Genomic DNA, 13,142 nt, shown 5'->3' with positions numbered 1-13,142 from the left:
TTACACTTTATCCCTTGGTCATTGATAGGATTTACGAGGGTGTTGTAACTGCTAAATCGTAAAAAAGTGATACAAAAAGCGAAATTTTAAGACGAGTCGACATATTTCGTCGATGAAGTGACTTATTTCTATCTGAGAATGGTTATACTCCCAGATTTTGCCACTTCAGAACCATCACACTTAATTACATAGTAGTATACTCCGTCAGGTAGCATTTTGCCGTTAGAAGTGCCATCCCAGTCATTATTGTAGGGTTGGGCCTCATATAGTATATTACCAGTCTGATCGATTATTGTGACTATACATTCTGGAAATTGTTCAATTTTATCTATAACCCATAAGTCATTAATATTATCTCCAGAATTTGGTGAAAAAAAGTTCTTAGGTTTAATAATATTACCAACCATATCGGTAGCAACAAAAAGGTCTATGGAGCCTATTCCATAGCATCCGTTATTATCTCTTCCTTCTACCGTATAGGTTTCAGATTGGTTTACTGTTGCTATTGGGTTAGAAATAGTGGAGTCATTAAGTGAATTGCCAGGAGACCAAAGATAGTTTGCTAGTCCGGTAGCGTTTAGTTGTACATTACTTCCCGGTGAAACTGTAATACTATCCGCAGTAATATTAACTACTGTTTCAGGATAGGCATCAAGTGTGATATTTCCCAAATTGTCACATCCGTTGCTGGTGTTCACTAACATGACTGAGTAATTACCCGCCTCTGAAACTGTAATGTCAGCGGTGGTTTCACCCGTACTCCATTCAATTTGGTAGTTATTCGGAATATTGCCTAAGCTAAGCGTTACTTCCTCTTGAAAACACATTGGGTTTTGTGATGCTTCTATTTCTACATCAAGTCCATCATCTATAATTGTAATTTGCTTGGAGAAAGTGTCCGAGCATGTAGAGCCTTCATAACTTACTTTTAATACAACATCGTAGGTACCAGGCACACTATATGAATGTCCCGGCTCTTTATTTTCCATAATGGCACCATCACCGAAAGTCCACCTATGATTTACTGTAGCATTGGGATCTACAGTGCTGTTATTTTTGAATAGAACATTTTGTTTTGTGCAGGCATCATCGGCAACAATAAAAGAAGCGTTAGGTGCTGACAGTATTGATACTTCTATTGAGTTAGATTGAATATCAGGACATGACGCATTATTGAGATCAGTTATTTTTACATAATATTTCTGAGTACCAGGAGTGTTTACAGAAAGGGTTGCACCTGTTTGCCCAGAAATATTACCTGATTCATTGGCCCATTGATAGGAATAATCAGAAGTGTTGAATGGGCTCACTGTTAAAGTAATAGGGCTACCTTGGCAAGATGCTGTTTCTGGAGCAGAAACAGTAAAACTTGGTACATCTACCGATTGAACTAGTACGGTTTCTGTTGCTATTAGGCAACCCGCAGAATTATCATAAATCTTTACGCTATATTCTCCTACATTAATAGCCGCAAATGAAGTCACTAATGCAGGGTTAGAAGTTGATGTGAAATTGTTAGGACCAGACCACTCAAAAGTTTTACCGCTTACATTACCGGTTACTTGCAAAGTGGCAGTTCCACCAATACATACAGGATCTACCGGAGTAATGGCAAATGAAGCAGCAGTAGAAGTAACTACTTCGATACTGATTGGGTCTGATGTCTCTGAACATGCTCCTAGTGAAAGGGTAACTTCGTAAGTGTGGGTGCCCGTAGTGCTAGCAGTAAAGGTATTGCTAGGTCCAGTTTGTTGTGTAGCTCCATCCATGCGCCAGGTATAAGTAGCATTGGGTACGGCTTGAGTTTCTAATTCTACTAGATTGGAAGCGCAAACGGTTAATGGACCTTCTTCATTTAAGACTGGAGTTACGCATTTTTTATTCATTAGTATGCCTATTCTGGCTTGTGCAAAAATGGTAAATACAATATCAGGCTTTCCATCCATATTGAGATCTCCTACCTTCACATTTCTGGTTCGGTCGGAAACACCTAAGTTTAATGTTGCGTAATTTAATGCGGTTGAACGATATAATACTGAAACTATAGATGCATTAGAGTTACCTACCACAAAGTCTTCAAATCCATCTCCATCTATATCTCCTAAATCTAGACCCCAAGGTCTATCTCCAGCAGATACCCTGTTGCTAGCATTGACGTTAAACGAAATGGCACCCCCATTGCTTGAGGTGTTCAAATAATAAGCAACGTCACTATTAAGGTATCGTGATGCTATCAAATCGATCTTACCATCTCTGTTAATATCAGAAGCTCTTAAATTTACTATAGTACCTGCAGCAGCTATGGCACTTACAGTTGCGAATTGAATATTTCCTGGTGTACTATTATTTCTTAAAATAAAAAGACCTCCACCATCTGTAAAATATAGACTGGCTGCAATATCTGGTTTGCCGTCATTGTTTAAATCATCAACCAGTAGGGGCCCAGTTTGTAAAGACCTCCCTAAATTTAATGATATAGGTGCTGCAAAGGATACAGAAGCATTAGAAGTGTTTCTTAAAATATATATTTTGCCGTTATCCGCCTGATCAGAAACCACTAAATCAGGTTTACCGTCCCCATCAAGATCAGCAATATCTACCAACTTGGTTTTAGAGGATGGGATATCTATTATGTAGGGTGAGGCACCAAAGCTTATCGCTCCACCACTTGAGTTCGTTAAGATAAATACTCGGCTAGAGGGGTCGCTATCATTGCCTTCAGATAGAATTACGTCTGGTTTGTTATCTCCATTCAAATCTGCTGAAGTGATATTCAGCGAGGTGGCAGTGGATGGTAAACTATAAGTGGACGCATTAAAACTGGGGCTAGGAGCTCCTACTGTGGTTGTGCTATTTTGTAATATTTGTATAGAGTTACTGCCTGCACTTGTAACCATTATGTCATTTTTTGCATCGTTATTAAAATCGGATATGACTAGATCATAAGGTGTGGGTTGGGTGGGTAAGTTAATTTCTGCACTGAAATCACTGGCAGTTAAGCCTGTCTCTCCTCCAAAACTTAAAATAAAGGGAAAGGGACTAGATGCTGAATTTCTATTACTATTCGTAACCGTGATGTGATCAAAAGTAGCATTTGCAGGAACTTCCACTTCGATAATTTGAGAAGTACTGGAAAGTATATTAGCTCTTGCATTTCCAAAGCTTACTACACAAGGTGAGCTGAAGTTACTGCCTGTAATAGTTATCTTCTGCCCAACGTACCCATATCCTGGTGAAACCGAAGCAATATCAGGAACTTGTGCACAAAGAACGCCGCTTACCAACATTAGACATATAGACAGAAGAGTAATTCTTCTTATATGGTAAGATTTAGTTTGCATATTATGAGTTTATAGTAAACATAACTTCAGGTGATCTTTATATTTATTGCTGAACAGTGATAATGGTAACACTTTTATATTTAGTTAATTCCTGAACCGCTCTTCTTTGTTCGTTAGCTTCCTTTAATTTATAGGTTTGGAAGCTATATACGTGGTACTTTTTATCAATATTGTTATAAAAAATATTTGTGTATAACTCTCTCTCCGCCATTCGACGAACAAATTCATCAGCAGAATTGAAATCTTTGAATGATTTTATAACAACATAATACTTTTTTAAATTTCCATCTCCTTGATCATCTCCACCTTCAGAGATATCATCTGCGGAGAAGCGTGCTCTGTGAGTTTCGGTTTTTTCTAAGGTGCGAAGTATAGGTTTGCTACGTTCTATCTTTTTCTTTTCTCCTATTCTCAAAGTCAACTGCACTTCGTGGGTGCCTTGCGGAAGCCCTTCTACATGTTCAGACGCTGGCTCATAAGCGTAACTGAAAAGGAAATTTTTAATTTTAAGTCCTAATAATCCTGAAGCTCCATAATTCATTCTATAGGAACCACCCACCCAAAAATTCTCTGTTAGGTTAAGTGTGGCTAAAACCTCTATTCTTTGGTCTTGAACTTTAGAATATTTATATAAAAAATACAGCTGTAAGGGAGCGTATGGATCTTCAATTTCCACTCTTCGTTTCATTCGGCCGTATTTGCGAGTCACGATTTTTTTCTCCAATGGCTTTTTAAAATATGTGACAAACTGGACTTCATCAAATGGAGAAAACTCATAAGAGGTGAAGCTCTCAGGGTTTAAATACGTAGGACTGAAAAGTCTAGGTAAACTAATTCCTATATTTAATCCACTCTTAGATGTAAGCTTAAAACCAGCATTAGCAATAGGTTGCATATTATTACTGGTATAATCTACCAAAACGGGATCATCAGGATCGTCAATGGCATTGAGATCTATAGTATTAGATGTTAATCCTGCTGAAATTCCAAAGTTCAACGTAGTTATCTTGGTTAAATACGCTCGATAACTATAAGTGAATAGGAGGTCATTAGTATTTAACAAGCCTCTTTCAAAATTACGTATGGTTACGCCTACTGACGCCTTTTTGTAACTGAATGGTGTTTGAAAAGTAAAAGTAGAAACTACTGGAGCTCCTTCAATTCCTCTCCACTGCTGCCTGTGATTAAAATCAAAACTCATATAACCTGACATTCCTACCTCAGCAGGATTTATCAAATAGGGGTTATTATAGAAATGATTATACACTGGAGCAAGTTGTGCATTAACCTTCCATGCCAAAAAGAGTAGTAGTATAAAAAAATATTTACTCATTAAGGAGTCCTAAAATCAGATAAATCTGGTATAAAAAAATTATAAATACCTTAAAGCCACCCCATAAAGTACATCAATTGAAACTTATCTCAAAATAAATACATTCCTACGGCAAAAAAAATTATAAATTGGGTTACTTCACAAGTGCAAAAAAAATGAATAATAGTTGGCTTAAAAAATTTAAGACGAAAAATGTATCGAAACTACCCATGAATAATTACGGAACGCGAATTGTAACTACAATATTTTTTTCTTTTGTATTATTTTTTTTAACTATTCCAGCTAAATCTCAATTATTAATTGGACCAAGAGTGGGGGTTCAATATACTTGGGTAAGATATTCTGATTCAGATTATAGAGATTCTGTCAGTGTTAGTCCTGTGCTAAATTATTTTGCTGGTTTTACTACGGCCTTTAGGGTTAAAAACCGATTTTTCCTGGAGATAGATTTACTTTATTCTAGAATGGGAAAAGAAGTGGAGAGTAAGATAGACGAATCTTTAGAGTACAAAATGTATACTGATCATATCCAGCTTCCTATTTTATATAGAGTTGACTTTAAAAAAGAAATAGGAAAGGACAAGTCTTTTAAATGGTATGTCGGTGCAGGCCCTACACTTAGCTATTGGTTAAGTGGTCACGGTACCGTTTCATCTAGCGAACTAATAGAAAGAGGCATCGATAAAATCGATTATAAAGTAAAATTTAATAGTGATTATAATGAAGCGGCTGATGATGAATTAGGTATTCCTGATCCTAACAGGTTACAATTAGGTTTGAATATAGGAGGTGGGCTGGTTTTTGAATTTCCCGGGGTGTCTTCTTTGGCTGTGGATTTAAGGTTTGAAATGGGACATTCCTATTTGGGTAAAGGTGATGCTGCTGAATTTAGGGATATTGTTTTATTCACTGATTCTATGGAAAGTAAAAACATGGCTATCAAGATAGGAGTGTCATACTTGATGGATACCAGAATTTCTGAGCGTAAGAAAGGTAAGAGCTCTATTAAAAGACGTTGATAAAAAGGCTTAAGCATTGATGCTTAAGCCAAATCATCTATTTCTAGTGATTCTAAAATATCGGCTAGTTCATCATAGTCTTTATACCCTGGCCTTAGTTCATTTCCTCCTTGGAGGGCAATACCTGCTGCTTTTGTTTTTTCGAGTAGCTGTTCTATGTTGCTTTCATTAACTCCTGAGCTCAGCAAAATTTTATAGTTATCTTTATGCTGAAATATGAGGTCTAGTTCTTTCTCAGACCATTCGTCGGTCTCACCACTTACAAGAAGATATACTACAGGTAAATTTGGATCTATATGGGGCAAATCTTTGACTGAAATTGATAGAATAAGTGAGAAAGACTCACTATTTAGCTCTTTGGCCTGTTCAGGATTATTTATTTGCACAAAACTTACATTATACTGATTTATAGTCTCTTGTATTTTTTGTGTAGAAGAATTCTCAAATTCACCCACATATTCCACTCCAGATAACCACTCGGTGAGTTCACTAAATTTCTCAGGTGAGATATAACTTTCAGTTCCTTCTTCTAAAGAAAAGCCTATTTGATTTACCTCCATGCCGGCACAGTATCGGGCATCAGAGAGGTTGTTTACAGAGCTTACTTTTACAAATGTTTTTAAGGCCATAGATAAATTTTATTAGCTGATCAGTAAAATCCATTAAAAATTCGGGCAAAACTAAGGTAAAATAATTTGATTCGCATGACAATTGTCCGAGAAGGACGTTATACTACGAAACAGATAATTTTCATAAATTAGCATAAAACTAAACGACATGGCAGTAGAAGTTTTAACAGACAATGATTTTTCTTCAACTATTAAAGAAGAAGATAAAGTAATAGTAAAGTATTTTGCCGGCTGGTGTGGTAGCTGCAGGCTATTTGCCCCAAAGTTTAAAAGACTTTCTGGAGATGAGCGTTTTTCTGATATTAAGTTTGTAGACGTAGATGCAGAAAATAATCCAGAAGCTAGGAAATTAGCTGGAGTGACTAACCTTCCTTTCTTTGCCGTTTTTAAAAAAGGAGAACTTTTAGGAACAGTTTCTACAAGCAAAGAGGAAGGAGTACTAGAATTGTTGAGTCAACTAAACTAATGGAGATATGAAAATCCCGGAAATAAAAAGGCTGGTGGAGAATCATCAGTTAGAAGAATTAATACAAGCAGAGGAAGATCTTGTTAATGAAAAAGATTTAGATATTACTGTTAATGGAGAAGATGAAGGCGAGCAACTGACTCACATTTTTGCAGCTATTTTTATAATTAACAAGATGAATGACGATCAGGTAGATTTCAAAACTGCACTTAGAGAATACACTGGTAAAGTAAGAGAGTCCATTAACTAAAGTATTACCCTAATATAAGTCCTTTGAAGCTTCAGATATTTAGAGCAATGTTTCGAATATCTGGAGCTTTTTTATTTTATTGTCTCTAAATTTTGCTAGTCTTTATTTAACTTCAAATAAATTAATGAAGAAGCTTTTTTTAATATTTATAGTTTTTGCGGCCTGTAGATCTGAGGATGCAGATCCTGATAACTCCAGACTAGGCCTTGATTTTTACCCCATTGAGGTTGGTACATTTCAGGTATATCAGGTGGATCGCATTGATTATCGAATTACTGGAGAAATAGAGCGTAGTAGCTATGAACTAAAGGTTGAAGTAGTGGACTCCTTCTACAATCAAACAGGAACGCTTACTTACATTACTCACCAATCCAAAAGATCTGATAAAAATACCGACTGGCAGTTCAGCACGGCTTGGCCAGTACGTATCACCCCTTATCAGATTGTACAAACAGAAGATAATATTCCCTATATTAAGTTAAGCTTACCTATAGAAAATGGAAAAGAATGGGATGGCAATGCTTCAAATACGTATGAAGAAGATATTTATAAAATGGATAGTATCAATTCTTTATATATAACACCCTTATCTGATACTATTAATTCTACGCTTACTGTAATACAGTCTGATAATCAGGATTTTACGGTGCAGCAAGATCGTAGGTATGAGATATATGCCCGAAGCATTGGGTTAGTTTATAAAGAAGATATATCGCTTCAATATTGCACTGACCCTAAATGTATAGGGCAGCAGCAGGTAATTGAAGGAAAAGAATATCGACAATATTTAATTGATTATGGCAAAAACTAGATTTATACTTTCTGTCATGTATTTTCTTCTATCCATCTCCTGGGTATGTGCACAGAATCGTTATATGGTCTTTTTCTCTGATAAGAATGACTCACCTTATTCCATAAATACTCCTTCACAATTTTTGTCCGACAGAGCTATTGAAAGAAGGCTTAAGTTTGGTATAGCCATCGATGAAAATGATATACCAGTAAACCCTGATTACGTTAAAGGAATAAGTGAAATGGGGGTTGATGTTTATTATAAGTCCCGTTGGCTCAACGGTATTTTGATAGAAACGGATGCATCTACCGTTGAAGGACTAATTGAGCTTGAATATGTTAGCTCAGTGAGGTTATTGGCTCCAGGAAATAAACTTAGTAGAACGGCGCGTACACAGTATGAAGAGGATTTGAATGCCATGAATACGAGTACTAAGGAACAATTGAATATGATGGGGCTTAATCTATTGCATGAGGATGGTTTCACAGGTCATGGAATGTTAACAGCAGTATTAGATGGAGGTTTTTCAGGAATTAATACTATACAAGCCTTTACTCACTTGTATGATTCTAACAGATTAGTTTACACGTATGATTTGGTGCGCAACCATCAAAATATAGACGCTGGCAGCACGCATGGCACCAGAGTTTTATCGGTAATCGCCGGTTATAAAAAAGAGTCATATATTGGAAGTGCATATAATTCTGATTACATGTTGTTTATCACTGAGGATAGCGACACTGAATATACTATAGAAGAATATAATTGGCTCATTGCTGCCGAGCGTGCAGATAGCGCCGGTGCAGATATTATTAGTAGTTCACTAGGCTATTTTGATTTTGATGACGTCAGTATGAATTATGATTATAGTGACTATGATGGACATACTACTATAATAGCCCAAGCAGCAGATTTTGCTGCTAAGAGGGGGATTTTAGTGGTAGTGAGTGCGGGAAATGAGGGGGGAAGTAGTTGGAATTATATTACTTCTCCGGCTGATGCAGAAGGCGTGATCTCAGTAGGATCGGTTGACCTTGGCTACAACACCAGTTTATTTAGCTCTGGTGGACCTACTGCTGATGGACGGTTAAAGCCAGAGTTAATGGCTTTAGGCTCATCGACCAGTATTATTTCTGAGTCAGGAAATATTACTTCGGCCTCTGGCACTTCATATTCTACCCCGTTGGTGGCTGGTTTTGCAGCATGCTTATGGCAGCAAAATCCAGAGTTAAGTGCTCAGGAAGTGCGTGATCTTATGTTGAAAAATGCAACCAGATCTGGAAACCCGGATAATTTGTATGGATATGGCGTTCCTAATTATAGATACATCATTTCAGGAGTTGACAACGAATATGAAGAAAGCCGCTTTTTGGTCTATCCTAATCCTGTTATTAATGATGAAATCCATCTTGCTACTGATGTGAGTACTGGAAAAACCCTACTCATGCTTTACGCTAAAGATGGAGCTCTACTTTCAAAAGAAACTATTGATTTCTGCCAAAATAGAGATTATTCAATGAAAGTTAACTTGAGTAAAGGAATTTATTTCTTACAGGTTCTTGATGGAGACAAAAGCTACTACTTCAAAGTAGTTAAATACTAGCTGATTTTTTTATCTTTGAAAGCATGAATAAACCTTTTATTGCCCCTTCAGTTTTAGCCGCAGATTTCGCTAATATTCAGAGCGAAGTGGAAATGCTCAATGAGAGCGTTGCCGATTGGATACACGTAGATATTATGGACGGCAGATTTGTGCCTAATATTTCTTTTGGTATTCCTGTGGCCGAAGCAATAAACAGGCATGCTAAAAAGCCTCTGGATGTTCATTTAATGATTGAACAACCTGAAAATTATGTAGATCAGTTCTACAAAGCTGGAGCGGCCTCTATTACGGTGCATTACGAGGCCTGTCCGCATTTACATAGAAACATTCAACAAATAAAAGAGCTAGGTATTAAAGCGGGGGTAGCCCTCAATCCGCATACTAATGTACAATTGCTGGAGGATATTATTTCAGAAATAGACATAGTCCTTATCATGTCAGTTAATCCAGGCTTTGGAGGGCAGAAGTTTATTGAAAACACCTACAAAAAGGTAAAGCAGCTAAAAGAAATCATTATAGACGCCGGAGCGGATACTCTTATTGAAATCGATGGTGGAGTAAATGAAGGGAATGCCCGGAAATTGATTAATTCTGGTGCTGATGTTTTAGTGGCAGGTAGCTTTGTTTTTAAATCAGAAGACCCAAAAGGTACTATACTGGATTTGAAAAACGTTTAACCTTCACATGAAATTTTCAACCTTATTATTCTTCCTAACCTTAATCTACTCTTTCACTTATGGCCAAAGTGGTCTAAAAGGTACTGTTTACGACCAACAAGGACTTCCTTTAGAAGGAGTAAGTATCCAATTGACAGAAAATAACAAAGGAACTGTTACAGATTCTGAAGGTTATTTTAATCTCTTACTGACACCTGGCACATATATTATAGAGCTTAGGCACGTAGGCTACAATCCTGCTTTTGACACGGTTGCTGTAGCCGCTAATCATTTTATCAAGAAAACATATAATTTAAAAGAAAGGGCCGCTTTACTTCATGAAATAAGTATTGAAGACTATAGAACAAAGGATGATGAAGTTAGTGTAACACGTATCAAACCCATTTCTGCAGAATCTTTAGTAACTCCTTTTGGAGATTTTAACAAGATTTTAACCACCTTACCTGGGGTAGTGAGTAATAATGAACTTTCATCAGCCTATTCAGTAAGAGGGGGTAATTTTGACGAAAATCTGGTTTATGTGAATGAGATTCCGATTTATAGACCATTTCTGGTGAGCAACGGTCAGCAAGAGGGGCTCAGCTTTGTGAATACCGATATGGTGGAAAATGTATCTTTTTCTGCCGGAGGCTGGCAGCCAAAATACGGTGACAAGCTCGCTTCGGTGTTAAATGTGAATTATAAAAAAACTAATTCATTTGGCGCGTCAGCCAGTCTTCATTTATTAGGTGGCTCGGCTCATATAGAAGGCACCAATAATGATGAAAGACTTTCTTATGTGGCAGGCATCAGGCATAAATCAGCGCAGTATCTTTTAAATACGCTTGAAACACAAGGGGAGTACTTGCCAAGATTCACTGATATGCAGGCTTTTGTTAATTATAAGCTCAATAAAACTACTGAAATTGGAGTTTTAGCTTCTTACGCCAGAAACAGGTATTTAACTGAGCCGGAAAGTAGAGAAACTGATTTTGGTACGATTGGTCAATCATTTAGATTATTTGTAGGTTTCCAAGGTCAGGAAATCTTACAATATGATACCTATCAGGGAGGCATTAAGCTGACCAAGCATATCAATGATAAATGGATTTCTAAGTTAATCGTTTCAGGAGTTTATGGGCTTGAAAGAGAGTATACTGATGTGGAAGGAGCCTACCGTTTATGTGATGTAGATAAAAATCTAAGTAGCAACTCTTTTAATGAATGTATTTATATAAGAGGAATAGGTTCTAATTATGACTATGGTAGAAATACACTTGAAGCCAATATTATTAATGCAGAGGATCGAAATGTTTATCAGCTAGATGATAAAAATACTTTAGAGTTTGGATTAGGTTATTCATATCAAAACATTAAGGATCAGCTAGGTGAGTATTCATTTCGTGATTCATCCGATTATGTAATTGACATAGAATCATTGCAGGCTGAAAATAACCTTGAAAGCAACCGCTACACTGGATATGTACAGCATACTCATTATTTTTCTGACGAATTTTCGGCTACTTATGGCGCTCGGTTAAACTATTGGGATGTTAATGAAGAATTACTGATTAGTCCCAGAACACAGTTTTCATATAGCCCAAAATGGGAGAGAGACATTACTTTTAATGCGGCTGTGGGTGTATACCAGCAACAACCATTTTACCGAGAGTTAAGAAACTATCAAGGAGATCTTAACGAGGACCTTAAAGCACAGCGCTCTATGCATATTATAGGAGGTATGAATTATAGCTTTAAGTGGTGGGATAGGGATTTTAAATTCATCAGCGAACTGTATTATAAAAGAATTAGAAATGTTATTGCTTATGACATAGATAATGTAAAAGTGAGGTATTATGCTAATAATGATGCTAAAGCGTATGCTTCAGGGCTTGATATGAGACTTAGTGGTGAGTTTATACCAGGTACTGAATCATGGTTTAGTTTAGGAATTTTAAATACACGTGAAGATGTGGATGGTGATGGTAAGGGGTACATAAGAAGACCGACCGATCAGAGAGTAAATATGGCTATTTTCTTCCAAGATCATTTACCTTCTAACCCAACAGTAAGAGTAAGTCTAAATTTACTGTATGGAACGGGGTTGCCTTTTGGTCCTCCGAGAGATAAAGAGAGAAGGAACATTTTTAACGGAGGCTCCTATCGTAGGTTGGATGTAGGATTTTCGAAAATATTTTTCATTCAGGAAAATAAATATAAAAAAGAGAGACAATTCATTGTTAGCGCTGAGATATTAAACCTTTTAGGAACCTCTAACCCCATATCTTATACATGGGTGAGTGATGTTTCTAACAACAGTTTTGCAGTACCTAATACATTATCGGCAAGGTTTTTGAATGTTAAAATTTCAGTTAAAATATAGTTCTTACTTATAACACTTATTAACCTTGTCAGGTTTGTTTTAAATTAATTATTTATGAAAAATTCTATAAAAACTTTAACTGTAGTTATTTTTTCAGTGGCTATTCTTTTTGGTTGCTCTCAGAGAACAGTAACCAGAGTAAGTCCTGATCAGCAGATTGATCTTAGCGGCCGTTGGAATGATGTTGACTCTAAAATGGTGGCCAATAAGATGGTGCAGCAGTTCCTGAACAGTCCGAGATATCAGCAATATTCAAGTGATAATGGTAGAACACCAGCTATTATAGTAGGTTATATAAAAAATAAAACCAGCGAACATATTGACTCTGATAACTACATCAAGAAATTTGAGATGGAAATTTTTAACTCAGGCCTTGCAGACTTAGTAGAATCTGCTGAGTTCAGAGAAAAACTAAGAGAAGAAAGAGCAGACCAGCAAGAGTTTTCTTCTCCCGAAACAGCCGCCAGCTGGGGAAAAGAATATGGAGCAGATCTTATGCTTTTTGGAACTATGACTTCTGAAACAGATACTTACAACAAGAAAAAAGTAGTAAACTATATTACTACCCTTTACCTTACTGACCTGGAGACAAACAAAAGGGTATGGTACGGACAAGAAGAAATTAAAAAGTATATAGAAAATTAAAAATGCTTTAATCGCCTCTTAATC

At 36.6% G+C, this 13,142-nt stretch carries 11 protein-coding genes; 8 read left to right on the top strand and 3 right to left on the bottom strand.

The window, feature by feature from the left end; all coding sequences use genetic code 11:
* Positions 1-128 precede the first annotated feature (128 nt).
* Complete coding sequence (locus JL102_RS14285; RefSeq protein ID WP_202245091.1) at positions 129-3,341, bottom strand: FG-GAP-like repeat-containing protein; 3,213 nt, start codon at positions 3,339-3,341, stop codon at positions 129-131.
* A gap of 43 nt (positions 3,342-3,384) precedes the next feature.
* A complete protein-coding gene (locus JL102_RS14280; protein ID WP_202245090.1) occupies positions 3,385-4,674 on the bottom strand; it encodes a PorP/SprF family type IX secretion system membrane protein in 1,290 nt (429 codons plus the stop codon).
* Between the two features lie 155 nt (positions 4,675-4,829).
* Between JL102_RS14280 and JL102_RS14275 the strand changes: the two genes are divergently transcribed.
* Positions 4,830-5,693 (top strand): porin family protein, encoded by an 864-nt coding sequence (locus JL102_RS14275; protein ID WP_202245089.1) that lies wholly within the window; start codon positions 4,830-4,832, stop codon positions 5,691-5,693.
* Positions 5,694-5,716: 23 nt separating this feature from the next.
* Here JL102_RS14275 and trpF read toward each other — a convergent pair whose 3' ends face one another.
* Positions 5,717-6,322: a phosphoribosylanthranilate isomerase gene (trpF, locus tag JL102_RS14270; RefSeq protein WP_202245088.1), complete on the bottom strand. Its 606-nt coding sequence runs from the start codon at positions 6,320-6,322 to the stop codon at positions 5,717-5,719.
* 148 nt (positions 6,323-6,470) lie between these two features.
* Between trpF and JL102_RS14265 the strand changes: the two genes are divergently transcribed.
* The 7 genes from JL102_RS14265 (at position 6,471) to JL102_RS14235 (ending at position 13,118) form a co-directional block, all read left to right on the top strand.
* Positions 6,471-6,788, top strand: coding sequence for a thioredoxin family protein (locus JL102_RS14265; RefSeq protein WP_202245087.1), 318 nt, complete (start codon positions 6,471-6,473; stop codon positions 6,786-6,788).
* Positions 6,789-6,795: 7 nt separating this feature from the next.
* Positions 6,796-7,038 (top strand): DUF6952 family protein, encoded by a 243-nt coding sequence (locus JL102_RS14260; RefSeq protein WP_202245086.1) that lies wholly within the window; start codon positions 6,796-6,798, stop codon positions 7,036-7,038.
* A gap of 124 nt (positions 7,039-7,162) precedes the next feature.
* A complete protein-coding gene (locus tag JL102_RS14255; protein ID WP_202245085.1) occupies positions 7,163-7,849 on the top strand; it encodes a hypothetical protein in 687 nt (228 codons plus the stop codon).
* A complete protein-coding gene (locus JL102_RS14250) occupies positions 7,836-9,434 on the top strand; it encodes a S8 family serine peptidase (protein ID WP_202245084.1) in 1,599 nt (532 codons plus the stop codon). Before JL102_RS14255 ends, JL102_RS14250 begins: the two co-directional genes overlap by 14 nt.
* 23 nt (positions 9,435-9,457) lie before the next feature.
* Entirely contained in the window at positions 9,458-10,111 is a 654-nt protein-coding gene (gene rpe / locus JL102_RS14245; RefSeq protein ID WP_202245083.1) for a ribulose-phosphate 3-epimerase, read from the top strand.
* A gap of 7 nt (positions 10,112-10,118) precedes the next feature.
* A complete protein-coding gene (locus JL102_RS14240; protein ID WP_202245082.1) occupies positions 10,119-12,473 on the top strand; it encodes a TonB-dependent receptor in 2,355 nt (784 codons plus the stop codon).
* Positions 12,474-12,527: 54 nt separating this feature from the next.
* Positions 12,528-13,118, top strand: coding sequence for a penicillin-binding protein activator LpoB (locus tag JL102_RS14235; protein WP_202245081.1), 591 nt, complete (start codon positions 12,528-12,530; stop codon positions 13,116-13,118).
* The last annotated feature ends 24 nt before the right edge of the window (positions 13,119-13,142 follow it).

The sequence above is a fragment of the Fulvivirga sediminis genome (assembly GCF_016757215.1).
Lineage (GTDB): Bacteria > Bacteroidota > Bacteroidia > Cytophagales > Cyclobacteriaceae > Fulvivirga > Fulvivirga sediminis.
The sequence above is the reverse complement of the archived record's forward strand: the minus strand, read 5'-3'. Positions and strand labels throughout refer to the sequence as shown.

What these genes read in the sequence shown, in the direction of transcription:
- JL102_RS14240 (WP_202245082.1), top strand. Translation starts at nt 10,119, where the DNA reads ATGAAATTTTCAACCTTATTATTCTTCCTAACCTTAATCTACTCTTTC.
- JL102_RS14260 (WP_202245086.1), top strand. Translation starts at nt 6,796, where the DNA reads ATGAAAATCCCGGAAATAAAAAGGCTGGTGGAGAATCATCAGTTAGAA.
- JL102_RS14250 (WP_202245084.1), top strand. Translation starts at nt 7,836, where the DNA reads ATGGCAAAAACTAGATTTATACTTTCTGTCATGTATTTTCTTCTATCC.
- JL102_RS14285 (WP_202245091.1), bottom strand. Translation starts at nt 3,341, where the DNA reads ATGCAAACTAAATCTTACCATATAAGAAGAATTACTCTTCTGTCTATA.
- JL102_RS14265 (WP_202245087.1), top strand. Translation starts at nt 6,471, where the DNA reads ATGGCAGTAGAAGTTTTAACAGACAATGATTTTTCTTCAACTATTAAA.
- JL102_RS14235 (WP_202245081.1), top strand. Translation starts at nt 12,528, where the DNA reads ATGAAAAATTCTATAAAAACTTTAACTGTAGTTATTTTTTCAGTGGCT.
- trpF (WP_202245088.1), bottom strand. Translation starts at nt 6,322, where the DNA reads ATGGCCTTAAAAACATTTGTAAAAGTAAGCTCTGTAAACAACCTCTCT.
- JL102_RS14280 (WP_202245090.1), bottom strand. Translation starts at nt 4,674, where the DNA reads ATGAGTAAATATTTTTTTATACTACTACTCTTTTTGGCATGGAAGGTT.
- JL102_RS14255 (WP_202245085.1), top strand. Translation starts at nt 7,163, where the DNA reads ATGAAGAAGCTTTTTTTAATATTTATAGTTTTTGCGGCCTGTAGATCT.
- JL102_RS14275 (WP_202245089.1), top strand. Translation starts at nt 4,830, where the DNA reads ATGAATAATAGTTGGCTTAAAAAATTTAAGACGAAAAATGTATCGAAA.
- rpe (WP_202245083.1), top strand. Translation starts at nt 9,458, where the DNA reads ATGAATAAACCTTTTATTGCCCCTTCAGTTTTAGCCGCAGATTTCGCT.